Below are 24,611 nucleotides of genomic sequence, written 5' to 3' on the forward strand. Positions count from 1 at the left end.
GATGGCTGCCGTCACGGTCAAACATCTGTGGAAGGAATATGGCGATCAGGTGGTGCTGGAGAATCTGAACCTGCACATCGCCGATCGCGAGTTCGTCACCATCATTGGCGCGTCTGGCTGCGGCAAGACTACGTTCCTGCGCATGTTGCTCGGGGTCGAGCAGCCCACCAAAGGCCAGCTGCTGATCGACGGCCGACCGGTACCTCCCGAGCCGGGCCCCGATCGCGGTATCGTGTTCCAGCGTTACTCACTGTTCCCGCACTTGAGCGTGCTCGACAATCTTTTGCTCGGCCTGGAGTTCTCCGGCTCACGCTGGCTGGGCAAGCTGTTCGGGACCCGGCGTCGCGAGGCGCTGGAGAAGGCCGACAGCCTGCTCGAAGCGATCGGATTGCACACGGCGCGCGACAAGTATCCGTCGCAACTCTCGGGCGGCATGCAGCAGCGCCTGTCCATAGCCCAGTCAGTGATCCGCGAGCCCAAGATCCTGCTGCTCGACGAGCCGTTCGGCGCTTTAGACCCGGGCATCACGGCCGATATGCATGAAATCATCCTGCGCCTGTGGCAGGCCAACCGCATGACCATCTTCATGATCACGCACGATCTGAAGGAGAGCTTCCAGCTCGGCACGCGGTTGCTGGTGTTCGACAAACGTCGTCACGACCCGCACGCACCGGAGCGCTATGGCGCCACTGTGACATACGACATTCCGCTGAACCGGAAAAAGCACGCCATGCCCCTGCCGGCCCTCACGGCCGAACTGGTGCGCTAGCCATCGCGATGCCGGAGTGCGACCGGCCGCTCATTCCGGGAACCCCCGACTCAACTCCCTGCAGCATGCGCCGTTAATACGGCAAACGATGCGGTCATCCCCGCTGTGACCGACCAGATTCTGTGTAATTGGAGCCATGTAATGTCTGGAGCCTCGAAGTCAATTCTCGCCGTGGACGATTCAGCGTCCATGCGGCAGATGGTCCGCTACACCCTCGAAGGTGCTGGCTACGAGGTGATTCAGGCTGCCGACGGCGTCGAAGCCCTGGATCTGGCCAAGGGTCGCGGCGTGGATCTGGTGCTGACCGACGTCAACATGCCTCGCATGGACGGCATCACGCTGGTCAAGGAGCTGCGCGGCCTGGACACCTACAAGTTCACGCCGATGCTGGTGCTGACCACCGAGTCCGGTCCGGAAACCAAGATGCGCGGCAAGCAGGCCGGCGCGACCGGCTGGATCGTCAAGCCGTTCAATCCCGACCAGCTGCTGGCGACCATCGCCCGAGTGCTCTGAAGCCCCTGCAAGCCACGAGCCGCGGTGACCCGTTCATGCTGCCCACATCCATAGAAATCGCCAACGCCGAAGCAGCGCCGCTCGCCGATTGGACGCCCGAACAACAGATCGCGCAGATGCTCGAGCTGTGCGAAGCGCAGGTGGAATCGGCGACGTGTGAATCCGACCTGGCCGTGGACTCGCTGGTCAAAGCGTTTTCCGGGCTGGCCGAGACCGCTCGCACCATGAAGGCCGCCGCCGCCAAATTCACGCCGGAACAGCGCGCAGCGCTCGGCGATCTCGATCTGAAAAAGCAGATGGAAGCCATCGAACGGCAGATGACCTCCGCCGTCGTTGCCTTCCAGTTCTACGACAAGCTCACGCAACGGCTCGGCCACGTGCGTTACAGCCTGTCGACACTCGCCTTGTTTGTTTGTGATCGCGCCCAGGCCACGCAGCGCGAGCAGTGGCGTCGTCTGTTCACGACCCTGAAGCGCTTGTATCGCACCGAGGAAGAGAAACAGATCTTCCAGATGATGGTGGAAGGCGCGTCCGCCGACGAAGCTCGCGATCACATCCATCAGAGCACGCAGACCATCCGCGTCGGCACCTCCGGCGATATCGAGCTGTTCTGATCCTTGCTTTGCAACGCCGTGCTCAACAGCACGGCGTTTTTTATTCCCTCGCGATATTCCATAACGTCGGCGCCGCACTGCGCTCTTGGGCGTTTCCCTGCAAATATTTCCACGATGTGACGGCGCTTAAATATGAAGCTGAGAAACGCATCGCGTTTTGCAGTTTTTTGCGGCGCGCTTACCGAGGCCGTGTGATGTGAAGCACGGTGTGGAATCTTCAGGAAGCTATCGTTGCGACCGTCGATCAGCCGTAGCGAGCGCAGGATGCAGCCTTAGGGGAGCCGAAGTCATGGTGATCAAGTCTCAACAGATCGTTGGCATTGCCGGCGCGTTCGCGCTGGTCGGAGCGGCTTTGTGGGCCTCGTCGGCTCTCTTCAGCCCGCCCTCGGAGGTGCCGAGCGTGGAAATCAGCCAGGTGCAGGAACGCTCGTGGGCTGTTGAGATCACCGACCTCGGCCCGGTCGAGCCGAAGCCCGAGAAGCGCACGGCCGCGAATCACTAACACGCGGCTCAATCGGTCGGCGTGATTCGACCCTCGCCGACCGCGTTCGCCGGCAACGTCCCGCTGGGCAGAAATACCAGCATGCCGATGTAATTGCTCGCGCCCGGCTACACTGGGCGCATGAGCACGATCTATCTGGTCCGTCACGGACAGGCGTCTTTTGGCACCGACAACTACGATCAACTATCTGCCACTGGCCGCGAACAAGCCCGCCAGCTCGGCGAGTATTTCGCGGCACTGGGCGAACCCATCGACCGCATCTATTCCGGCTCACTGCGCCGGCAAACTGAGACCGCCGAGCTCATCGCCGAATCCTTCGCCAGCGCGGCGCCGCCGCTTGCCATCGAGCCCGCGTTCGATGAATACGAAAGCGACGTCATCCTGCACACGTTCGCGCAATCGCTGACGCCGGAACAACTCGCGGAAGCAGGTTGGCCCGAGTTGAAAACCGACCGTCGCAAGTTTCAATTCTTCCTGGAACGCGCCGCCCGCGCCTGGGTGGAGGCGCAGATCGAAGCCGAAGAAATGACGCCGTGGCGCGGCTTTCACGGGCGCATCACCGCGGCGCTAGCAAACATCATGCGCACCGAAGGTCGCTCGAAAACGTTGATCGTCAGCACCTCGGGGGGCGTCATCGGCACCGTCGTGGCGCACGTAATGGGCTTGTCGAATCACATCGGCATCGAGCTCAACTGGGCCGTTCACAACGCATCCATTACGCGCTTGATCTACAGCGCGGAGAAGGTCTCGCTGTCCATGTTCAACGGCCTGCCGCACCTGGACAGTGCAGAGCGCAGGCATTTGATTACATACAGATGATTGCACAATAACCGTGCATGCTCTGGACGCGAGAAATCGCGAACCAGCGCGCATTTTACTTTTCAAGGTTGCTGCGCCGCGGGCCGTTATCTGTCTGACAAGGCCCCCAACTAGGGACAGCAATCAATGGTCAAGGCAGCGGTGGTACGTCATATGTCCTCAGTAGAGGACTATCGCGCCCGCCTGGCCAGCCTGCAGGGCTCGTGGGACACACTTTCGTTGTTGTCACATCTGCGCGGCGACGGCGCCGACATGAGTGGCACGCGCCAGGCCTTCGAAGGCCTGGCCAACGACCTCGTGCACAGCCTGAGCGAGGAAACATATAAGAAAGCGATGCTGGCGCTGAAAGCGCGCGGCCAGATCGCCATCGACGTGATCGTGCGCAACCTGTTCGAGCGCACCGCCGACATCGGCTTTCTCGCGATTGACGATGACATTCGTGACTATCTGCGCCAGCGCCGCACCGAAGGCGCTCAGCTCAGGAAATTGAACGATCGTCTACGCGGTCGCTTCCGCGAGTACATCGGCAAGTATTCTGTCTATCACGACGTCGTATTGCTGGATGCGGACGGTGCAGTCCTCGTTCGTCTGGACGATCGGCACAGCGTCGAGCGTACGTCGCACGAACTGCTGAAACGCACGCTCACGACTCGCCAGGGTTACGTCGAGACGTTTGGGCGCATCGATCTGCTGCCCGAGTCGGATCGCAATCTCGTCTACTCCTTCCGCGTCGGCGACGGCTCGCGCGTGGAAGGCGTGCTGTGCCTGTGCTTTCGCTTCGAAGATGAAGTCGCCGGCATCTTCGACAAGCTGCGCGCCGAGGACGATTGGACTGTGTTCTGCTTTCTCGACGAGCACGGAACGGTGCTCGCCAGCAGCGATGCCTGGCAGGTTTCCGTCGGCGCACCGATGCCCGTCGTGCTCGATGCCGGCGGCCGCATCATTCGATTCGGGGGCCGCGAATACCTCGCGGTCACGTGTCGCACTCAGGGTTATCAGGGTTACATGGGCCCTGGTTGGTACGGACATGCGATGCTGCCGATCGAACATGCGTTCGACAGCCAGACCGGCGACGGTGCGAATACGATTCCGCGTGAATTGCTCGCAGCCCTGCGTGAGAGTCAAACCATCTTCTCCCCTGCCCTGCGCAAGATTCCTGTGCAGGCCGACGCCATTCAGCGCGAGTTGAATCGTACGGTGTGGAACGGCAACGTCCGCCTCGCGACCAGCACGGATACTGGCAGCGATTTCACCAAAGTCCTGCTGCGCGAGATCGGCAACGCCGGCCGTCGCACTCAGGACACATTCGAGCACTCCATCAGTGAGCTGCAGGAAACGGTCGTGTCATCGATTCTCGATGATGCGCAGCTGCTTGCCTCGCTTGCGGTCGATGTGCTCGATCGGAATCTCTACGAGCGCGCGAACGATTGCCGCTGGTGGGCACTGAACGGCGCATTGAGCCGCCATCTTGCGAACGGCGGCGACCGCGATGCCGGCGAGATCCTGCGCCACATCAACAGCCTCTACACCGTCTATCACGATATAGTGTTGTTCGACGCCGACAGCCGCATCGTTGCGGTTTCCAATCGTGCGCATGCAAGCAAGGTCGGCAGCACGATCCAAGAACCTTGGGTTGCTGCCACGCTGGAGCTTCGCGACTCGCAGCAGTACGCGGTTTCAGCATTCGCTCGCAGCGATCTCTACGGCGGCCAACACACGTTGATCTATGGCGCTGCGCTTCACAACGAAGCCCGTCGCGTGGTCGGCGGCATCGGCATCGTGTTCGACTCGGCGCCACAGTTCAAAGCCATGCTGCGCGATGCGCTGCCTCGCACCGAGTCGGGTGACATCGTCAGCGGATGCATCGGGTTATTCGTCGACTCACGCATGACCGTCATTGCGGCCACCTCCGACTATGAGCCCGGCGATACTGTCGATCTGCCTCGAGAACTACTGAGCGCGCATGGCAACGCGCCGCAGACCGTTTGCATGAATGGCACTCATTACGCGGTCGGCATGCGCAAGACGTCCGGATATCGCGAGTACACCGGCATGGGCGCGTTCAGCCTGATCCTCATTCCGCTGGGCGAGGCAATCGAGCGCGTCGTGCGACGGGCCGAGACGCAGACCCATCGCCGTGCGGTCGCGCAAGAGCCCATGATCGATATCGCCACGTTCTACTGCGGCCAGCAGCGCCTCGGCTTGCAACGAAACGATATCGTCGAAGCGCTCGACGGTACGCACATCCGTCCGATTCCGAACGCACCTGCCTGGCACGCGGGCCTGCTGATGTATCGAGAATCTCCGCTGCCGGTGATCGATCTTGGTCAGCTGCTACATGCCGGCCCGGGCACCGAAGCGCGCAACGTGATCGTCGTGCGCGCAGTGGAAACGGGGCAATTGTTTGGTCTGCTGGTCGAGGAGCTGGCGGACATTCCCGAGATTGCCGTCAGCCGCATCCTGCCGGTGGGCGATTTGAATGTTCGCGGCGCCGCCATTCTCGACCGCGCCGTCCGGCCGGAGCACGCGGCAGAGCCGGTGCTCATGCTGATGAATATCGAACAGCTGCTGATCTACGCAGGTGCGGCCGGCTTCAAGTTATCGCAGCCGCTGGCGTCGGTGACGCAGCTCAGAGCCGCGGGTTGAGCTTCAACTGGCGAATCAAGCCGGCGTAGTACGCATCCTTGCTGGCGTTGCGGACGGTATCCAGCTCAATCTGCTCGTCACGCAGCAGCGCCAGTCTCGTGGCCTGCTCTGCCTTTGGCGACGACATGAACGCCTGGGCCCGGCGCAGCGCCTGACCCACATCGCACTTGTAATAGATCTGGCTGGCGAGCACCTGACGCGTTTCTTTGCTGGTGCCGCGATTCGAGATCCACAGCGAGTTCACAGTGAGCTGCTCGCTCTGCACGCTGAATTCCTCATCCGCCCCCACCAGCGCGCGACGCACGAACACGTTCGGAGCCTCTGCCGTCAACTGAATCGATGCCTGGCTGCCGATCCGACGAGGGTCCGCTTCGGACAGCACGGTGAACGCAGTCACCGCAGAGTCCGTCGCCGAGTACTGCACGATGGTTTCGCCGGCACCTGCATCCTGACTGCACCACATGCCTTCGAGAGCCTTGGTGGACCCGGAGGTCGCATGCGCCGCCTGCGCACACAGAGCAGTCAACATCATCGAAGCGAAGAACTTGGCGTTTGACATGTAGCGAATCGCAGCTCGAGCGTTGGACGGATCAGTCGGAGCAATTTGCATGCCGGCCTCGCTCAGACGCTTGCTGCGCCGCTGAATTGCGCATCCGTCAACAAACTGGCGCGAGTGATTTGGCAAGAAGACCGACAGTTGCTGGGTTGACTGACGGGCCTGAAGCGAGCAATCCATGCGAGGAGTATGCTCGGTGCGGGCTTCGCTTCAGGCTGTTCATCATGGATCGCCGCCGCACCCTCGCGCTCGTTCTCGGGCTGGTGCTGTGCCTGGCGCTGCTAGGTCGATGGGTCGTGCGCTTCGACAACGACGAAGCGGCTCCCGCCGATTCACCCGTCGGCGCCGCATCGAACACGCCCAGTGGACAGATCGCTGAAATCGTCCAGGCCCCGCGCAAAGATTCCAAAGTAGATCACGTCGTTCCCTATAAGGCGCCGATGGGCCCCGGCGTGTTTAGCGGCCGCGTCATCGATGCCGTCTCTCGCGAACCGATTCGCGAATTCACAGTGGAGTTGCAGCAGCCACGCCCGTCAAAAGATCCACCACGGCAGATCAAGCAATCGTTCCGAACCCAGGATGGACGTTTTACGTACCGCGGCCTGCCCACAGGCACATGGTCGGTTTTCACCACAGCCGCGGGCTACCAGCGATTCGACATGCCCGATGTGCGCATCTCCGAGGGCGAACAACCGCAAGAGATATTGATCCCAATGCTCACGGGCCTCTCACTGCGCGGCCGCATCGTCGATGAGATCACGAGGAATGGCATCGCCTCGGCAACGATCGTCTTTCGTGAAGCCTCCGTGGGCCGATACGAAGGGAACTTCCGCCTGCGTCCATCAGTGCGCTCACACAAGGACGGCTCATTCACTCTCGCCGGAGTGCCACCCGGCGCCATTCGCCTCGAAGTAAACGCGGACAACTATGTGACTAGAGAGATCGAGACGTTCGTCGGCGGAAAAAACGCGCCGGTCGAAATCGCGCTCTCCAAGGGCGGCGCGGTAAGCGGATACCTCGCCGGCACCGATGCACTCACTCCGGTGCAAGGTGAGGTCAACCTCTCCAATCTCGATGAAAACACCGCCATGCAGACGTCGACTGGCCCGGCTGGAGAATTCACCTTCTTCCAATTGCCCGCCGGCCGTTATCGGCTCGCCGGCCGGGGCGGCGGACTGAATGGCGAGCGCGAGTTGGTGCTGGCACACAACGAACAGCTCGAGGGCATCGTGCTGCCCATGACGGCCGGACACAGTATCCGCGGCGTGATCTCGGGCTTGCGACCCGACGAGCACATGGAAACGATGGTTCTAGCCTATGCCATGAGCCGCGGGACCGGCATGACACCGCAAGCTAATCCTGATGAGCGTGGCGCTTTTGAAATCCGCGGCGTTGCGCCCGGTCAGGTCTTGATCGAGGTCATCACTCCCCGGCGCGGACGACTGAGCAGGCAAGTCGAGATGCGTCCGAACCAAGATCTCACCGTCAATTTCGAGCTCAGAACGGGAGCGCGCTTGACCGGACGCGTGACCCGTGGCGGCAAGCCACTGGGCGGAGTCCAGCTCGCCGCGAACACATTGTCGGCGGACGAGAATGAGCAGCTGCAGCTAAGCGCGATCTCGTCAAACGACGGGGACTATGCGATCGAGGACGTACCGAAGGGTGAGTACGTGCTGGCGGTGGAGTCGTCCTATAGCAGTCCGCCCGTGCACGTCTCCGGCGACACCGTATTCGATATCGAGGTACCCGATGCGCAGCTGTCAGGCCGTGTGTTCGAAGAAGGCAGCGAAGCGCCTGTGGTAGGGGCGCTCGTCAATGTCCGAGCGGCGCGGCCTGCTTTGCATCACAGCACACTGCTGGACCGCTCCGATCATTTCGGCCAGTTCGGCATTCGCGGGCTGCAACCCGGCGATTTCGTAATGACTGCGTACAAGCCCGGTTATGAGCTCTATCGAGCGCCGCTCTCGTACGGCTCACCAATCTCGGACATGGCGATCTACATGCGTCCCGCGCGCGGCGTCCAGATCAGAGCACGCGACGGGGACAGCGGCAAATCGCCAGCCAGCATCAGCGTGGTCGAGATTTACAACGGCTCACCCAATGTCGTCATGCAGTTGCAAATAGATCAGAACGGTGTGAGCTATTTGCCCAGCGGCCTGGCTGGCAGCTCGTTACGAATCGCCGCTCAGGGCTACTACCCGATCGAAATCACCGCTTGGAACGGCCAGCCGCTGGAGGTGAGCCTGCAACGCCATTGACGCCAACTCAACCCGCCAGCAGCTCGAAGCGCCTGCTGACACCTGTGGTCGCTGACGGTGAGATCCAGACATCGAACTCGCCTGGCTCGGCGACGAACTGCATCTGCTCGTTATAGAACGCCAGCTCCCGACGCGTCAGCGTGAACTGCACTTCGGTGGACGCACCCGGCGGCAAGCGAATCTTCTGAAAACCCTTCAACTCTCGAATGGGGCGAGTCATGCTCGCCGCGCGATCACGAATGTAGAGCTGCGCGACTTCCTCTGCTTCGCGCGCTCCCACGTTCGTGATTCTGGCGGTGATGGTCAGGGTCGCATTCCAAGCCAGCTTCTCGGTGCTGAACTTGGGCGCGCTGTACTCGAAGCGCGAATAAGTGAGCCCGTGACCGAACGGATACAGCGCCTCGTTCGACACCTCGCGATAACGCGCTTTGAACGCAGGGCCTTCATTTCCTTGCGGCCGACCTGTCGTTCGGCGGTTGTAGAAGTACGGCTCCTGCCCGGAATCTTGCGGAAAGCTGACCGGCAGCCGCCCGCTCGGGCTGTAGTCTCCGAACAGCACATCGGCAATTGCACTGCCCGTCTCGGTGCCGAGAAACCAGCTCGTAACGATCGCCTGCGCATTGCGCACAGCGCCTTCGAGCGCGAGCGCGCGGCCGTTTCGCAACAGCACGACGAGCGGCTTGCCAACTTTGGCGACAGCTTCGACCAGTTGCTGCTGAGGGGGCGGCACGATGATCTGTGTCCGCGATTGCGCTTCGCCCGACATGTCCTGCCCTTCGCCAATCGCGAGCACGACCACATCGGCCGCACGGGCCGCGGCTACGGCAGCTTCGATACCGCCGTCCATGGGCTTCTCGATCATCGAGCCCAGCGTCACGGTCAACAGCGACTTATCGGCCAGCACCGCACGCATACCCTGCTCGACACTGACGACATGATCGGGCTTGGCGAATGGCGCCCAAGGCCCGGCGAGATTCAGCGTGTCGTTGCTGAATGGACCGATCAGCGCGATCTTCTTTCCGGACTTCGGCAGCGGCAGCACATTCCCTTCATTCTTGAGCAACACGATGGAAGCTCGCGCACTCTCGCGCGCCACGGCGCGTAGCTCCGGTGTCATCGTGTTCCGCTTCTCGACCTCCGGATCGAGCGAGCGATACGGATTGTCGAACAGGCCGAGCAAATATTTAGTACGCAACACGCGTCGCACCGATTCATCGACCACCGCCATGGGCAGCTCGCCGCTCGCGACCAGCTCCGGTAAATACAAGTTGTAGAAATCGCTCTGCATGCTGATGTCGACGCCGGCAAGGATGGCGAGCTTGGTCGCTTCGCGATCGTTCTTGGCGACACCATGCTTCACCAGTTCCATGTCGGCGGTGTAGTCGGAGACCACCATGCCGCGGAATTTCCACTGGTCCCGCAACAGTCCCGTCATCAGCTTGCGATTGGCGGACATCGGCACGCCGTTGATGTCGTTGAACGAGCTCATCGTGGACAGTGCGCCGGCATCGAATGCCGCTTTGAACGGCGGCAAATAGACCTCGTGTAAGGTCTGCTCGGACATCTCGACGGTGTTGTAATCCATACCGCCCATGGCCGCACCATAGGCGACGAAATGTTTGGGGCACGCGAGCAGGCTGTCCTCATCGGTGAGACTCTTGCCCTGAAATCCACGCACGCGTGCCGCTGCGAGCACTGAGCCCAAATAAGGATCTTCGCCCGAGCCCTCGGCGACACGCCCCCACCGCTGATCGCGACCGATGTCGACCATCGGTGCGAACGTCCAGTGCACGCCATTGGCTGTGGATTCAATAGCAGCCGCGCGCGCGGTCCGCTCGGCCAGCTGCGGATCGAAGCTCGCTGCTTCACCCAGGGGAATAGGAAAGATCGTGTACAGGCCGTGTAAAACATCGGCACCGAAGATCAGCGGAATCTTCAGCCGCGACTCTTCGACCGCGATTCTTTGGATGGCACGGGCACCTGCTGCGCCAAACCCGTTGAAAACGCCAATCAAGCGCCCCTCGCGCACGCGCTGCGCGAGATCGTCGTCGACCGGCGGCCCGGCTTCGGGATTGATCACGGCTGCCGGCACCCGTCGCGTACCATCGGAAAAGATGCTGAGTTGCCCAGCCTTTTCCTGGATGGTCATTTTCGCGATCAGTGCTTCGATGTGATCTTCGGCACTTTTGCTGAGCGAGCTCGCACACGCTGCCCGCTCGGCGAAAGCGAGCAGCGTGAGAGACGACGCACCGAGTAGAAATTTCCGACGAGTAAAAGCGGCTGCCATCGAGGCATTATGCCAGCTTCACTCCCTGCGCCGAGAGCGGCAACACGCGCACCGGTTTGCCATCGATCTGCGCCAACGCATTGGCCAGCGCCGGCGCGATCACCGGGGTGCCCGGCTCACCCACGCCGGTGGGCTTGTTCTTCGACGGCACGATGTGCGTCTCGACGGCCGGCATCTCGTTGATGCGCAGGACCGGGTAGTCGTCGAAATTGCCCTGTTCGACCCGACCTTCCTTCAAGGTCACTGCGCCCATCAGCGCAGCGGACAATCCGTAACCGATGCCCGACTCCATTTGCATGGCGATGATGTTTGGATTCACGGCAATACCGCAGTCCACCGCACACACCACGCTGACCAGCTTGGGGCCGTTCGGCGTCTTCTTCAGCTTGGCCACTTGACCGACCACGCTGTTGAAGGACTCGTGCAACGCGAGGCCATAAATCTCATCGGCCGCACGCTTCTTCTTCCAACCTGACTTCTCGGCCACCAGATCCAGCACAGCCAGATGACGTGGATGTTTCGCCAGCAATGCACGACGCAGCTGATACGCGTCCTGCTTGGTCTCGCGCGCGATGTCGTCGAGGAAACATTCCGTAGCGAATGCCGTATGAGTCGAACCCACCGAGCGCCACCACAGCACGGGCACCTTCGGCTCCGTGGTGTGCAGCTCCACCTGCAGATTCGGAATCTGATACGGCAGATTCTGTGCGCCTTCCACCGAAGTGTTATCGATCTTGCCCGGGCTCGCGAACAGCGTGCCGCGCGTGATCGATTGACCGACGATGCGATGCTGCCAGGCGACGATCTTGCCTTGCGCATCCACGCCAGCCTTCAGCCAATGGACGTACATCGGGCGATAGAAGCCCGCGCGCGTGTCGTCTTCACGCGTCCACACGAGTTTCACCGGATCCGTCGTGCCCACTGCCTTGGCGATAGCGGCAGTCTCGACGACATAGTCCGACAATGGATTGGCGCGACGGCCGAAGCTGCCGCCGGCATAGAGCTGATTGATCTTCACGTCTTTCGGCGAGAGGCCCAGCAGCTTCGCCACCGCCATCTGATCCGCGGTCTGGAACTGCTCGCCGTTCCAGATCTCGCACGAGTTCTGGCCGATCTGCACGACGCAATTCATCGGCTCCATCGCCGCGTGCGCCAGATACGGGAACTCGTAGGTCGCCTCGAAGGTGCGTGCCGCCGAAGCAAACGCCTTCTCGACATCGCCTTCCTGTTTCGCGATGTCGCCGGGCCGTTTGGTCAGCTCGCGATATTCCTTCAGCATCTCGTCCGAGCTTTGCTTGAAGGCATTCGACTCGTCCCACTCGATGGTCAACGCGTCACGGCCCTTTTTGGCCGACCAGAAATCCGTCGCGACCACGGCGACACCCGAGCGCGCCGCCGTTTCGAAGGCGACCACGGACTTCACGCCCTTGATCTCCTTCGCCTTGCTGGCATCGAAGCTCTTCACCTTGCCACCGAAGCGCGGCGGATGAGCAACGACGGCAGTCAGCATGCCGGGCAGTTTGAAGTCCTGAGTGAAAATGGCTTTGCCGGTCGACTTCGCCTTGCTGTCGACGCGCGCGGCGCTCTTGCCGATGCGGTTGTAAGTCGACGGATCCTTGGTCTTGACCTCGGTCGGCACCGGCAGTTTTGACGCATCGGCCACCAGCTCACCGAAGCGGGCCGACTTGCCGGACTTGTGCTGAACGACGCCCGCAGCAATCGTGATCTCGTTCGCCGGCACATTCCAACGATTGGCCGCTGCAGCCACCAGCATGGCGCGCGCAGTAGCGCCCGCCTGTTTCAGCTGATCGTACGAATTCGCGATCGCGGTGCTGCCGCCCGTGCCCTGGAACGGGCCGAACGCGAGATTGTTATAAAGCTTCGCGTCGGCGGGCGCGCCTTCGACGCGGATCTGACTCCAGTCGGCGTCGAGCTCCTCGGCAACGATGGTCGCCAGGCCCGTGTATGAGCCCTGACCCATCTCGACGTGCTTGGACAGCACGGTCACGGTGCTGTCCTCATCGATACGCACGAACGCATTCGGCACGAATGTGCCGGCCTTCGTTGCCTCCGCATTGTTGGCTCGCACTCCGCTGGCGGGCAGCCACATGGCTACCGTCAACACGGCGCCGCCCTTCAGCACGTCACGACGAGTCGCTTGTATCACCGTATCTTGTTCGACTGCGCTCATGTTCGTCTCCTCAGGTCGTCAACGTGCCAGCGGCGCGCTTGATCGCCGCGCGGATGCGCACATATGTGGCGCAACGACATACATTGCCGGACATCGCGGCATCGATATCGGCGTCGGTTGGTTTGTTATTGGTGGTGAGCAGAGCGGTCGCGCTCATGATCTGCCCCGACTGGCAGTAACCACACTGCGGCACGTCTTCGGCAATCCAGGCGTCCTGCACGGCCTTGCCTACCTTCGACTGACCGACCGCTTCGATGGTCGAGATCTTGCTCGACGCTACCGCCGCCACCGGCAGCACACAGCTGCGCGTGGCATTGCCATCGATGTGCACAGTGCAAGCCCCGCAAAGCGCCTTGCCGCAGCCGAACTTGCTGCCGGTCATGCCCAGATGGTCACGCAATACCCACAGCAATGGGGTATCCGGCTCGGCGTCGGTCTGGACCTGCTGGCCGTTGATATCGAGCGTGATCATAAGAGACCTCGGGTTGGCGAGTGGCTACCTGGAGTGAGCCGGATCTTACTCTGGCATCGCTGCACGCGGGTTGCACAATCCTGCCGGATTCCGCACAGCGCATCGCCGAAAGTCGAGATTCATCAAGACCAGAAACTGCGGTGCTCTGGCCGATTGCTCCACCCGGTCGATGTGCGTAGGCTCGCGCTCCACTCTACGAATCGAAGGGGATCAGCATCGTGCCAATGGAAGTCCGCGCCGCCGTCGTGCATGGCCCGAACCAACCCTTCGTAATGGAGACGCTGCAACTGGACGATCCGCGCGAAGGCGAAGTCCTGGTGCACATCAAGAGCACCGGCCTGTGCCATTCCGATCTGCACGTGTATGAGGGCAAGCTGCCCTGGGCGTTCCCTGCTCTGCTGGGTCATGAGGCTGCCGGTGTGGTCGTGGCCTGCGGCCCCGGCGTCACCAAGTTCAAACCGGGCGACCATGTCATTCCCTTCTTGATTCCTCACTGCGAAAAGTGCGGATACTGTCATTCCACCAAGACCAATCTGTGCGTCGAAGCGTTCTCGCGCCTGAAGCCCGGCGAATCGCGCTTCTCGCTGAACGGCAAGCCGGTGTCGCAGCTGTGGGGGCTCGGCACATTCGCGGACTATTCGGTGCTGCCGGTAAACATGCTGGCCAAGGTGCGCGATGACGCGCCGTTCGATCCGATCTGCTACATCGGCTGCGGTGCCACCACCGGCCTGGGTGCCGCACTGTTTGCGGCCAAGGTCGAAGCTGGCAGCTCGGTCGTCATCTTCGGTCTCGGCGGCATCGGCCTGAATGTCGTGCAAGGCGCTCGCCTGGCAGGCGCAAAGAAGATCATTGGCGTCGATACCAATCCGGCCAAGGAAGCCATCGCCCGCCAGTTCGGTGCGACCGACTTCGTCAATCCCAAGGCGGTCGAGAAACTCACCAGTCATTTGATGAAGCTGACCGCCGGCGGCGCGGACTACACCTTCGAATGCATCGGCAATCCTCAAGTCATGCGCCAGGCGTTCGAATGCACCAATCCGGCCTGGGGCACGAGCTATGTGGTCGGCGTCGCTCCGCAGGGCGCGGAGGTCACTTCATATCCGGGCCATCTGATGATGGGACGTCATTGGACGGGCTGCTACATGGGCGGCGCGCGCGTCACCAAGCTGCCGGAGATTGTCGACTGGTACGTCGACAAGAAAATCGATCTCGATTCGCTGGTGACGCATCGACTCCAGCTCGAGCAAATCAACGAAGGCTTCGAGCTGATGCGCAAGGGTGAATCGATCCGCACCGTGATCGTGCTCTGATTGAAAGGGGACAGATCTAATTTCGCAGATCTGACCGCCTTACCGAGCTGACGCAGGGGAAATTAGCTCTGTCCCATTTTATTCCAGCCACGCGCGCGAGAGATAAAGCTCGTTCGCGCGTGGCGAGTCGTCAGTCCGGAAGATAATCATCTCCGCGACATTGCGCAGATCCAGCTCACGCGTGCTCGGACCGGCGGCCACATCCTGCAATGGAATGCGAATGACCTGACGCGTCCGGGGCGGCAGCTCGAAACGACGGCTGAATCGATCGGTCGGCTGATTGTTGTGGGCGGCGTCGTGCACTCTCAGCACCAGATGCAGGGCCAGCGGCGTCGGATTGGTCAGGTCGACCGCCAGCGCCGAGTACCCGCTCCAGTCCGGCCGCAGCTCGATGAAGTCCAGTCCGGGATAAGGACCGTCGAGCAGCTGCACGTGCATCGCCTCTTCTCCCGCTTTGCTCGCCCACGGCTCGGGCAGCTTTGCCTGCGAGAACTCAGCCGACTGCTGCAGGATGAAGTAGCGGTCGTAGCGCTCGGTGAAGTCCGCCACCACCGGAAAGCGCCCCTCCCTCTGCTGATACTTGATGGCCGCTCGAGTCACCGGCGCAGCGGCGACAATGAGCGCCACGATGCCGATGGTCGCAGCAACCAGTCGAACGATGCTTGAATGCGCCGTCGCGCGTACTCGCGAATCGAACGCCGCAAAAATCCCCAGCAGCGCGGCGGCACCGATGACGTCGTGTACTGCGTCTTCCACACTGGCGTCACGGCCCACCGGAATCTGCAGCAGCTCGGTCAGGACGCCGAGCAACAGCGCCGCCGCCAGTGCCAGCGCATATTGTCCCACCAGGCCGATGGACGCGAAGCGCGGATGACCGCGCACGATGAACAGCGTCAATAGCGAAACGCTGCCGAAAATGGGCGCGTGTGCCGAGTTGTGTAGTGTCCTGATCCAGCGCGTGTCGCCGGGGACTGGCGCGAACACCACGGCCACCAGCAAAATCCCGATCACCAGCAGCGCGATCCAGTGAGCGCGCTTCACCGGAGCAGTCCTATACCGTGAGCCAACCCACCAACCCGCAACCTGTTGTGCCTCGTCCCGCGGCCAGCGTCCTCCTGCTGCGCGAACAGCAGGGCGCGATCGAAGTCTTGTTGACGCGTCGACACGAAAACCTCGCGTTCATGGGCGGTATGTGGGTATTTCCGGGCGGCACGCTGTGCCCCGCCGACACATCGGCGCAGTCGCTCGCATTGATCCCGGAGATTGCGCGCGCCGGCTGCCATCGCCTGCGCGATCTGGCAGGCAACGCGTTGCCTGCCACTACGTGTTTGGGGCTGGCCGTCGCGGCCGCTCGCGAGACGTTCGAGGAAACGGGTGTGCTGCTGGCGACGACTGCGGAAGGACACCATTGTGGGAGCGAGCGACTGGCGCGACTGCATGGCCGACAACGCGCAATCGTCTCACAACCCGAGCTGTTTGCCACCTCGCTGCAGGAGGAACACCTGTACCTGGACGTGCGCCGTCTGGTGTACTGGTCGCACTGGATCACTCCATCGCCGGTGCCGAAGCGATTCGACACTCGCTTCTACCTCGCCAGCTTGCCGCCGGAACAGAGCGCGACCGTCGATAGCATCGAAGCGACCGAGATGTGCTGGATGACGCCAGCGTCGCTCATCGCAGCTGCGCATGACGGAACGATGAAGGTTTCGCGGCCGACGCTTTACAACCTGATGGAGCTTGACGCCAGTGTGCGACAGCACGTTTCGCTGAATGCAATCCTCGCTGCTGAAGCGCAGCGAGACGTCGTGCCGGTGTTGCCCAAGATACGCAAAGACGAACGTATGATCGTCATGCCGTGGGACTCGGAATATCACGTATTAAGCGGCGACGGCGTGCCATCGAACGTTACATATCCGCAATGTTTGCGCGCACTGCCATCGCGCACCAGCGAGCGTTGACACAACAAAATATATGAATGCATGTCCCTTGGCGCCAGACTAGAGTCCTTGGCACGGAGCGCATAACAACGATCGATCGCGATCGTGCGTGAGGTCAGGGAAGCTCACCAGGAGGTTTGCAGGATGTCTCGACGGCAACGGCTTCATGTTGCGGGCGGTACGTACTACGTCGTTCAACATGGCAACACGCATCATCCCATTTTCTCTCAACCCGAAGACTATGCGCTCTTCGAACGCCTGCTCGCGACCGGTCTGCGCCGCACCAATGCTCGCGTGCATGGCTATTGCTGGACCCCGCAAGCCATTCATTTGATCTTGCAGATCGACGAGATCTCGGTGGGCCGCATCATGCAAGGCCTCACCAGTCGCTATGCGCGCAGCATGCATCGTCGCATCGGCGAGTCCGGTCACTTCTTCCGGCAGCGTTATAAAGCGGTCTTGATCGATCCGAAACATTACCTGCTCAAGCTGCTGCACTATCTGCACTACGTTCCGGTATTGGGCGGGCTGGCGGAGCATCCCGGTGCGGCTGAACACACCAGCCATGGCACGTATCTACGCCAGTCCGCCACCCCTTGGCTGACGACGCGCAACACGTTACGACTGCTCGAGCTCAAGGATGGCGGCACCGAGTACGAAACGTTCATGGCGCGCTGCCCCGAACCCGAAGATGTCGTTCAGTTCGAGCGCGTCGGTTCGAACGACTTGCGCGTCATCGGCAGCACCGAGTTCCTGGAGAACCTGCCCCGCAACTCGCGCACCTATCGCAGCAAGGCGTCGCTGGATCAGATCATTCACACCGTTACCTGTCGCATGGGCGTGGAGCGCGATCTGGTGCTGTCGAATTCACGCCAGCGCGAATTCACCTTGGTGCGTGCATTGATCGCGTGGTACGCGACAGAGCGTGGTGTCGCGACATTGAGTGAAGTGGCGCGCTGCCTGCGTCGCGATCCATCGACACTTTCGATGGCGATCAGCCGCTATCGCACGCGTCGGCCGGAGCTGTTCAAGATCACGGCCATGCACGACATTTCCCCGCTGGTGCCCATCGGCGGCGGCATGAAGATTCACTATTGGGATGGCGCCGCCGAAGCCCGTGACGGCGACGACGAGGACCGGCAGGCAGTGTAAGCAGCAGGGAGTCGGGGCAAAAGATGTGGGGCGTTGCTGAGCTCGGCGGCGCCCCGGCGGCTATTCCCAATCCCCACGCGATCGTTGCGGCCGCCAGCAGGGCGCCGCTCGCAACAACGGCAAGCGCCAGCCGCAATCGTCACTTCGCACATTCCTTGGCGATCGACCATAAAAGCTGCAAAGCCTCGCGCAGGGTTTGCAGTGACTGGCAGCGTCCCGCCGATGCGCTCTGAGCTCGACCATGGCATCCCTCCTCGTTCGGAACATGCCATAGCCCTTCATCCGCGGCGGGGCGCGCACGCCTATTGCCTCGATAGTCGAGGGAATCGCGACAGTGACAGGCGTTGCGCTTTTTGCTTCGCGAGCAACTCGCTCGAGGCCGCCTGGTGAGGGTTGTTACTTAATAGGAAACGGCAGAAAGAGCACCGATTCGTGATTCGCCGCAGAAATATTTGATCGACTGCTGCCAGGTATATTGACGTCCGGTCGCAAACATTGCAGCGTTGGCAATGCAGGAGGACTGTTGCTTCATCGAGGGAAAGATCATGACGGAACTGACGGAACGGCAAGAAGGAACGGAGATCGAGCTGCTCGATCTCGGCGATGCGACGCTCGAAACCAAGCAATTCGGCTTGTACCCAATCTATTACGACTCGATATTTCTGCTGGGGGAAAGACTGCCCTGAAAGGACGTCCCTCAAAGGACATACCTGAGTCATTGAAGTGAGATCGATGGGCGGGGCTCGCGGCGCGAGCCCTGCCCAGACAAAAAAGAACGGGCGAGAGCTGGTGGGACGATTTTGGCGGGCCCTCCCATGCACACTGAAAAAGCGTACTGGCTGCCGTCGCACGTGCGGGCGTGCTCGACAGCAACGGGCACTGTGATACTGGACCTGCGGCGCAATCGCTATTTTGGCGTTGGGCGAAAAGAAACGATCGCGCTACGCGCCCTCGCCGGGAATTGGCAGAGCCTCGCGGCTGCACCTGCCAGTTTTGCCAGCGATGCCGAGCCGCTACCCTTTCAAGATGCGGTAAAGATCGCGGACCAACTGGTCCAGGCCGGACTGCTCAGCAACAGCACCCCAGAGCCCGCCGCGTTCACGCCCACGCAAGTGGACCTCGACAGCGTGCTCACCAGCGTCGGCCATGAGATCGACCGGAAATCATCGATCCGCTGGCGCCACCTCACCAGCTTTCTGCGCGCCTGCACGTGGGCGCGCCACTCGGTGCGATCGCGAACGCTGTTTCTGACGGCCGAGGACGTCGGCAGACAGAAGAACGTCGCCGGCGCGTCATTCAATAACGAACGCGCAATCGAGCTGGTCGGCATCTTTCGCCGGCTGCGACCTCACACCTTTGCGGCCCGCGATCAATGTTTGTTTCATGCATTGGCGCTGGTGCGGTTTCTAGCCTACTACGACGTGTACCCGACCTGGGTGATCGGCGTGCGCACCAAGCCATGGGCGGCACACAGCTGGGTACAGCAAGGGACACTGCTCCTCGACGCCAATCCCGAGCAGGTTTGCGAATACACGCCCATTCTGGCGATCTGAACCGCGCGAAGGAGCGTGGCGATGTTTCGATATCTGGGAATGGTGTGGGACGACACGAATCCACAACAACAAGAAACCGCGCAACTGATTGCCGAGCGGTTGCGCGAACTCTCCTCTACCTGGCGACAGGAATTTTCTGCGCCGGGTATGCAGGTGTTTTGCGCCGGCGTGCGCGACGATGCGCTCCAGCTGCATCGAGTCGGCGACCACGGCGGCATCGTCATAGGCTCGCTGCTGGCTCGCAGCCGAGACCTGTTTTCTGCGACCCCGGACCAACAGTTTCAATTCGGCGCGACGCAGAGTCATGAGTTTGTGCAAAGTCGCGGCAAATGGCTGATCGATCATGCCTGGGGCGACTATGTCGCGTTCGGCTACGATGCCAATGGCTACAAATGGGTACTGAAGGATCCGACAGGCTCGCTGCCTTGCCTGCGCACCGAGTATCGCGGTGTGAGTATCTTCTTCTCGCGGATTGGCGACTGCCTGGATCTGCGACTGCTGCGCTTCACTGCCAACGAAACGTTTCTTCGCTGTCACATGATGGCGGGGAGCAGCTTTCTGGACACGTCGTCGCTCAACGAAGCGTCACCGGTGCGCCGGGGCGAGTGCGTCGAGTTTCAGCAACACAGCACCGGCTGGCAGAGCACCACCAGGATGTACTGGACGCCGCTGTCTTACAGGGGAGCTGAGGATCTCATTGAAGATCCACAAACAGCCGCGCTGGCCATGCATAGTGCCATCAAAGCCGCCACCGCCGGCCTGGCGCGAATGCATCGTTCGTTGCTATTGAGACTGTCTGGCGGGCTCGATTCATCCATCGTCGCGGGCTGTCTCAAAGGCACGACGGAACGATTTACCGCCTACACTTACTTCAGCCCTATCGGCCGTTCCGACGAGCGCCCCTGGGCACGGCTCGCAGCTACGCATGCCGGCTGTGAGCACATCGAATATCCGCTGCACGCCCTCGATCTGGATCTGACGCTCGGGCTGCGCATGCCGCCCTCTCCCGAACCCTCGCCGCTGCTGGGCTTCATTCAGCGCAACACCATCGAGCGGGAGATGATCGAGCGCACGCAGGCCACCGCTCTATTCAGTGGCGACGGCGGCGATTCAGGCTTTTGCAGCGACTCGCTGACGTATGCGGTCCCGGAGTTCTTGCGGCAACATGGCATCACCCCTCGCCTGTTCCGGCTCGCCTCGCAAGTCGCGCTGCTCACCGAAAAATCCAGCTGGACGGTGTTGACCACAGCGGTTCGCCGGGTCGTTGCCAACCACAACACCGGCGTACCGCGCGATCGCATCCTCGCCGCAAGTCAGCTGGTCAGCCCCGAAATCAAGCAGGCGTTCAGCGGCCACGACAGCGTTTCGCATCCCTGGTTTCGAGATCAGCGACGCGTGCCCTGGGACAAAATACGGCGGATCGGCACGTTGATGATGGCGCCCGACTACTACGGCGTCGCTGTGCCCGCCGATGCGCCCGTTCCGGAAGTCGTCTCGCCGCTATATTCGCAGCCCGTGATCGAGTTGCTGCTGCGGATTCCAATCCACACGCATTTCCATCGCGGTCGCGACCGAGGCCTGGCTCGAGTAGCGTTCGTGGCGGAAACGCCAGAGCCGATCCTGCGGCGCCTGTGGAAAGACCGTGCACCCGGTTTTCACGATCAACTGCTCGAACGCGAGCGCCCTTTCCTGAAAGAAACACTGCTGGATGGAGTACTGGCGCGCCATGGCCTGCTGGATCGCCCGCTGCTCGAGGAAGTGTTGTCAGCCGGTCCGACCAAAAACACGGTGTACCCGGGCGAAATCTTCCGCCATCTGGATTCGGAGCTGTGGGCGCGTCACTGGCTCGGCGGCTCGCAACTGCAGCCCAGTTGAGGGTCAGAACCCTTTGGACAGCCGTAGATAACTAAAGCGGCCGACGAGATCGCCCTGCGTGGTATCGAAGCCAGCGGCGAAGCCGATCTCGGAAAACGGCGGCAGCTCATCGGTCAGATTCTTCACGCCGAACTGCAGCTTCAAGTCAGCGCACACCGGACTCGGACCGAACACTTCGTCCATGGCCAGGCTCGCTTGCACATCCACGAGGGTGCGCGCAGGGAGGTGGCGCCCCGTGGGCCCAGTAGCATTCGCGTCCATATAGCCAGGCAACCAATCGAGTGTGGTCGACAGTCCGAAGCCATTGCGCTTCCAGCCGAGGCTGCCGACGACGCGCCAACGCGGGATGGAACCGGCGGGATTTGCTATGCCGACGCGATCGAATGCCTGCGTTTTCGGCACATCGACGGCCGTGAACTCGTTGACCCACGTGGCGGACAGACGCGTCGTGACATCTCCCCAGCCGGTGCTGCGTTCGTACTTCGCCTGCACATCGATACCGCTCGTGGTCAGGCGCCCGAAATTCATTCGGGATACATCCAGCTGCAACAGCCTGCCGGGAATACCCGCGGCGATATCAGCCTCGGTCGGCACATCGCGCACGATGCGGTCGCGGAACGCCTCCTCATTGGACAGCAGCGAAGTGAAGTGCACGAACGTGACGCGGTGATCGGTATTGATCCTCCAGTAGTTGGTCAGCAACTGCAGGCCCGGCAACGCGCTCGGCGTCAGCACAAACCCCGTCGTCATGGAGTCTGCTTCGATCGGTCGGAGATTCGGATTGCCACCGGCGACGAACGTCACCGTGCTCAGATCGTCGTTGCGCGCCGGATCGGGCACGCCCGAGTTCGTCAGCGTGGTACGTGGCGCATGCAGCTCGAACAGCGATGGCGGACGAAAGCTGGTGCTATATGAGCCGCGCAACAAAATGTCCGCAGCCGGACGCCACATCAATCCGACCTGTGGATTCAGCGAGCTGCCGAAGTCGCTGTAATGGTCGAGCCGCGCGGCCAGCGTCATCGACAGGACGTCGCGATCATTCGATTCTGCAGACCCGATCAGCGGTACGCGCAGCTCGGTGAAAGCGGCTCGCATATCACGACCATCATTGACGGGCAGCGACCGGTCGTCATAGATCATCCTTTCATCGCGCCACTCGCCCCCCGCCACCGCTCGAATCGGCCCAGCCGGCAATTCGAACAGGTCGCCGTGCATGAAGGCCGAAAGCTGCCGGCCGCGCGAGAAGTGATGGTCATCGTCCGGCTCGATGAGCGAGTTCAGCAGCTCCGGGCTGCCGGCAGGCCCATCGACGAAGGGATTCAGCGCGCGCGCCGGATCCGTCTGTGCGAGCGCCTCGTTGATATGCTCGGCACTGACCTCGATGGTGCTGCGAGCATCACCGCTCTCGGTGCTGGCCAGCGCTGCGACTTCCCACCGCCATGTGGAGCTCAGCGAGCCGCGCAGCCCGAACGCGCCGCGTAGCCAATTCATATCGTGTTCGAAGCGCCGCGGCTCGATGCCATCCAGAATGAAATCCACCAGCACCGGCTGCTGGAATGGATTGAACGGATTGTTCGCCGGCACCAGCGCGCTCTGTACCGAATAGAGCCCCTGCTGCGAGATCGTCTGCCGGTTGGTATAGAGCAGCTCGGCAAAGGCCAGCAAATCCGGCGTCAGATCGTACTCGCCGAAGAGCGCCACGCTGCGCTGCCTGGCCTGCGGCACGATGGAAAGCGAGCTCGACGTGCCGGTTCGATTGCGTACGCCAGCGGTTGCGGCGAAATCCTGCGGCGTCAGCCCGATGCCAGTGCTGCCTTCCGGCACCATCGCGAAGGACGACGACAAGCCCGGCAGATTGTCACCGTGCAATGAGCTCACTGTGCCAGGAACGCCCGCCATCGATCGATAATCGAGCCCGCCATAGCGCGAATAGTCCTGATCGCGCCACAGATCGCGTTCGGCACCCAACAGAAAATCCCGCTGGTAGTAATCGAAGATCGCCGCCGTGCGCAGTCGCTCGGTGTCGTAACTGGCGCTGAATGACGCGCGCATCATATCTGCGCCACCACTGGCGCCGCCGTACTGAACGTCGAGCACCGGGCGTGGGATTTCTTTCTTCAGCACCACGTTTATCACGCCGCCCATGGCATCGGCGCCATAGATGGCCGAAGCCGAATCGGACAGCACTTCAATCCGATCCACTGCCGCCAGTGGAATACTGTTCAAGTCGAACCCATTGAGCATCAAGCTGTTCGATGTGGGCGCGACGCGCCGACCGTTGATGAGAATCAGCGTGGTGTCGACACCGATGCCGCGCATTTGTGAGTATTGCGCACCGGTGCTGTAGTAGTGCTCGGCGCGAATGAACGGCTGTTGCGGTGTATAGCGCAACACATCGGGAATCGAAGCGGCACCGAGATCTTCGATCATGCGGCGCGTAAACACCTGCACCGGAGCCGGCCCTTCGCCGCTGCGCTCGATACGTGAGCCGGTGACGATCACTTCATCGACTCGCTCGACAGCCGCGTCGATGCTCGCTCCCGAACCAGGCCGGCCACTGGCTGTCAGATTGGGCTCCGGCGGATGATTCCGCTCTCGCAGATAGGGCTGTCCTTCAGCCAGCCGGCTGCGATCCCGATCCGAGCCGGTCACCCCATTGCGAGGGGCGCCCAGCAGCGATGGCGCCATGACGACGAGCGAACGATCGTTGGTACGCCGATAGGTCAACCCGCTCTCAGCCAGCAGTCGGGTCAATGCCACTTCCGCGGTGAACTTGCCGCGCAGCGGCCCTACGAGCCGACTTTGATCGGTCTGCGCATCCGGCCAGAAGCTGATCAACAGACCGGTCTGTGTCGTGAATTCTTTCAGCGCCTCGATGATGGGCAGGCGCGGAATATCGATGGGGTACTCGTGGGCAGCAGGTGCTTGTTCGCGCGCGTGCTGGGCAAGCGCCGTCCCGAGCCATACACAGCCGGATAGGACGGCCGCCACGACGACGGCGATGACCTGTTTCGCGACCATCTTCCCCAGCAAGTTCCGTTTGATACCGGGGACCCGCCCCGCCGCTGATGAAGGGCGAATCTACCGCACGACGCCGCAATGCGCTGTGACTTTGTTACTTAGGGCGGGGCCTCGAGCGAAAATATATCTTTACGCG

The 24,611-nt window shown here is 61.7% G+C and carries 19 protein-coding genes; 13 read left to right on the forward strand and 6 right to left on the reverse strand.

Annotated features, from left to right (window positions below; all coding sequences use genetic code 11):
• The first annotated feature begins 1 nt into the window (after window position 1).
• From D0550_RS08420 to D0550_RS08445, 6 genes are all read left to right on the forward strand, one after another.
• Complete coding sequence (locus D0550_RS08420) at window positions 2–769, forward strand: ABC transporter ATP-binding protein (protein WP_116808664.1); 768 nt, start codon at window positions 2–4, stop codon at window positions 767–769.
• A 141-nt stretch (window positions 770–910) separates the two neighbouring features.
• On the forward strand, window positions 911–1,282 hold the full coding sequence (locus D0550_RS08425; RefSeq protein ID WP_116808665.1) for a response regulator: 372 nt from the start codon (window positions 911–913) through the stop codon (window positions 1,280–1,282).
• 35 nt (window positions 1,283–1,317) lie between these two features.
• The gene (locus D0550_RS08430; protein ID WP_116808666.1) at window positions 1,318–1,896 is read left to right on the forward strand and encodes a hypothetical protein; all 579 of its coding nucleotides are present in this window, start codon (window positions 1,318–1,320) and stop codon (window positions 1,894–1,896) included.
• Window positions 1,897–2,185: 289 nt separating this feature from the next.
• Complete coding sequence (locus D0550_RS08435; protein ID WP_116808667.1) at window positions 2,186–2,398, forward strand: hypothetical protein; 213 nt, start codon at window positions 2,186–2,188, stop codon at window positions 2,396–2,398.
• Between the two features lie 120 nt (window positions 2,399–2,518).
• Window positions 2,519–3,217, forward strand: a complete 699-nt coding sequence (locus D0550_RS08440) for a histidine phosphatase family protein (protein ID WP_116808668.1) — start codon at window positions 2,519–2,521, stop codon at window positions 3,215–3,217.
• A 153-nt stretch (window positions 3,218–3,370) separates the two neighbouring features.
• Complete coding sequence (locus D0550_RS08445; protein WP_161965708.1) at window positions 3,371–5,863, forward strand: chemotaxis protein CheW; 2,493 nt, start codon at window positions 3,371–3,373, stop codon at window positions 5,861–5,863.
• Here the strand turns inward: D0550_RS08445 and D0550_RS08450 are convergent.
• Window positions 5,847–6,422 carry a hypothetical protein gene (locus D0550_RS08450; protein WP_153067091.1) on the reverse strand — a complete coding sequence of 192 codons (576 nt, stop codon included), beginning with the start codon at window positions 6,420–6,422 and terminating at the stop codon, window positions 5,847–5,849. The two genes, D0550_RS08445 and D0550_RS08450, sit on opposite strands and share 17 nt — an antisense overlap.
• 221 nt (window positions 6,423–6,643) lie before the next feature.
• Here D0550_RS08450 and D0550_RS08455 point away from each other — a divergent pair, with 221 nt between their 5' ends.
• A complete protein-coding gene (locus D0550_RS08455) occupies window positions 6,644–8,677 on the forward strand; it encodes a carboxypeptidase-like regulatory domain-containing protein (protein ID WP_116808671.1) in 2,034 nt (677 codons plus the stop codon).
• 7 nt (window positions 8,678–8,684) lie between these two features.
• Here the strand turns inward: D0550_RS08455 and bglX are convergent, their stop codons facing one another.
• The 3 genes from bglX to D0550_RS08470 all read right to left on the reverse strand — a co-directional run bounded on the left by bglX (window position 8,685) and on the right by D0550_RS08470 (window position 13,627).
• Window positions 8,685–10,826, reverse strand: coding sequence for a beta-glucosidase BglX (gene bglX / locus D0550_RS08460; protein WP_349770708.1), 2,142 nt, complete (start codon window positions 10,824–10,826; stop codon window positions 8,685–8,687).
• Between the two features lie 145 nt (window positions 10,827–10,971).
• A complete protein-coding gene (locus tag D0550_RS08465) occupies window positions 10,972–13,155 on the reverse strand; it encodes a xanthine dehydrogenase family protein molybdopterin-binding subunit (RefSeq protein ID WP_116808673.1) in 2,184 nt (727 codons plus the stop codon).
• A gap of 10 nt (window positions 13,156–13,165) precedes the next feature.
• Window positions 13,166–13,627: a (2Fe-2S)-binding protein gene (locus D0550_RS08470; RefSeq protein ID WP_116808674.1), complete on the reverse strand. Its 462-nt coding sequence runs from the start codon at window positions 13,625–13,627 to the stop codon at window positions 13,166–13,168.
• A 224-nt stretch (window positions 13,628–13,851) separates the two neighbouring features.
• Between D0550_RS08470 and D0550_RS08475 the strand changes: the two genes are divergently transcribed.
• The gene (locus D0550_RS08475; RefSeq protein WP_116808675.1) at window positions 13,852–14,937 is read left to right on the forward strand and encodes a zinc-binding dehydrogenase; all 1,086 of its coding nucleotides are present in this window, start codon (window positions 13,852–13,854) and stop codon (window positions 14,935–14,937) included.
• Window positions 14,938–15,015: 78 nt separating this feature from the next.
• Here the strand turns inward: D0550_RS08475 and D0550_RS08480 are convergent, their stop codons facing one another.
• Entirely contained in the window at window positions 15,016–15,978 is a 963-nt protein-coding gene (locus D0550_RS08480) for a hypothetical protein (protein WP_116808676.1), read from the reverse strand.
• 17 nt (window positions 15,979–15,995) lie between these two features.
• Between D0550_RS08480 and D0550_RS08485 the strand changes: the two genes are divergently transcribed.
• From D0550_RS08485 to D0550_RS08500, 5 genes are all read left to right on the forward strand, one after another.
• Complete coding sequence (locus D0550_RS08485; protein WP_153067092.1) at window positions 15,996–16,895, forward strand: NUDIX hydrolase; 900 nt, start codon at window positions 15,996–15,998, stop codon at window positions 16,893–16,895.
• A gap of 123 nt (window positions 16,896–17,018) precedes the next feature.
• A complete protein-coding gene (locus D0550_RS08490; RefSeq protein ID WP_116808678.1) occupies window positions 17,019–18,026 on the forward strand; it encodes a transposase in 1,008 nt (335 codons plus the stop codon).
• Between the two features lie 545 nt (window positions 18,027–18,571).
• Window positions 18,572–18,712 carry a hypothetical protein gene (locus tag D0550_RS34845; RefSeq protein ID WP_161965709.1) on the forward strand — a complete coding sequence of 47 codons (141 nt, stop codon included), beginning with the start codon at window positions 18,572–18,574 and terminating at the stop codon, window positions 18,710–18,712.
• A 129-nt stretch (window positions 18,713–18,841) separates the two neighbouring features.
• Window positions 18,842–19,579, forward strand: coding sequence for a lasso peptide biosynthesis B2 protein (locus tag D0550_RS08495; RefSeq protein ID WP_116808679.1), 738 nt, complete (start codon window positions 18,842–18,844; stop codon window positions 19,577–19,579).
• A gap of 21 nt (window positions 19,580–19,600) precedes the next feature.
• On the forward strand, window positions 19,601–21,454 hold the full coding sequence (locus D0550_RS08500; protein ID WP_116808680.1) for an asparagine synthase-related protein: 1,854 nt from the start codon (window positions 19,601–19,603) through the stop codon (window positions 21,452–21,454).
• A gap of 3 nt (window positions 21,455–21,457) precedes the next feature.
• Here the strand turns inward: D0550_RS08500 and D0550_RS08505 are convergent, their stop codons facing one another.
• The gene (locus D0550_RS08505) at window positions 21,458–24,475 is read right to left on the reverse strand and encodes a TonB-dependent receptor (RefSeq protein ID WP_116808681.1); all 3,018 of its coding nucleotides are present in this window, start codon (window positions 24,473–24,475) and stop codon (window positions 21,458–21,460) included.
• Window positions 24,476–24,611 lie beyond the last annotated feature (136 nt).

The organism is Steroidobacter cummioxidans, assembly GCF_003104955.1.

Bases quoted from the DNA above. Each gene is read 5' to 3' on its own strand.
- D0550_RS08440 (WP_116808668.1), top strand. From the start codon at position 2,519: ATGAGCACGATCTATCTGGTCCGTCACGGACAGGCGTCTTTTGGCACC.
- D0550_RS08450 (WP_153067091.1), bottom strand. From the start codon at position 6,422: ATGTCAAACGCCAAGTTCTTCGCTTCGATGATGTTGACTGCTCTGTGT.
- D0550_RS08445 (WP_161965708.1), top strand. From the start codon at position 3,371: ATGTCCTCAGTAGAGGACTATCGCGCCCGCCTGGCCAGCCTGCAGGGC.
- D0550_RS08430 (WP_116808666.1), top strand. From the start codon at position 1,318: ATGCTGCCCACATCCATAGAAATCGCCAACGCCGAAGCAGCGCCGCTC.
- D0550_RS08465 (WP_116808673.1), bottom strand. From the start codon at position 13,155: ATGAGCGCAGTCGAACAAGATACGGTGATACAAGCGACTCGTCGTGAC.
- D0550_RS08470 (WP_116808674.1), bottom strand. From the start codon at position 13,627: ATGATCACGCTCGATATCAACGGCCAGCAGGTCCAGACCGACGCCGAG.
- D0550_RS08505 (WP_116808681.1), bottom strand. From the start codon at position 24,475: ATGGTCGCGAAACAGGTCATCGCCGTCGTCGTGGCGGCCGTCCTATCC.
- D0550_RS08455 (WP_116808671.1), top strand. From the start codon at position 6,644: ATGGATCGCCGCCGCACCCTCGCGCTCGTTCTCGGGCTGGTGCTGTGC.
- bglX (WP_349770708.1), bottom strand. From the start codon at position 10,826: ATGACCATCCAGGAAAAGGCTGGGCAACTCAGCATCTTTTCCGATGGT.
- D0550_RS08500 (WP_116808680.1), top strand. From the start codon at position 19,601: ATGTTTCGATATCTGGGAATGGTGTGGGACGACACGAATCCACAACAA.
- D0550_RS08425 (WP_116808665.1), top strand. From the start codon at position 911: ATGTCTGGAGCCTCGAAGTCAATTCTCGCCGTGGACGATTCAGCGTCC.
- D0550_RS08420 (WP_116808664.1), top strand. From the start codon at position 2: ATGGCTGCCGTCACGGTCAAACATCTGTGGAAGGAATATGGCGATCAG.
- D0550_RS08490 (WP_116808678.1), top strand. From the start codon at position 17,019: ATGTCTCGACGGCAACGGCTTCATGTTGCGGGCGGTACGTACTACGTC.
- D0550_RS08435 (WP_116808667.1), top strand. From the start codon at position 2,186: ATGGTGATCAAGTCTCAACAGATCGTTGGCATTGCCGGCGCGTTCGCG.
- D0550_RS08475 (WP_116808675.1), top strand. From the start codon at position 13,852: ATGGAAGTCCGCGCCGCCGTCGTGCATGGCCCGAACCAACCCTTCGTA.
- D0550_RS08495 (WP_116808679.1), top strand. From the start codon at position 18,842: ATGCACACTGAAAAAGCGTACTGGCTGCCGTCGCACGTGCGGGCGTGC.
- D0550_RS34845 (WP_161965709.1), top strand. From the start codon at position 18,572: ATGACGGAACTGACGGAACGGCAAGAAGGAACGGAGATCGAGCTGCTC.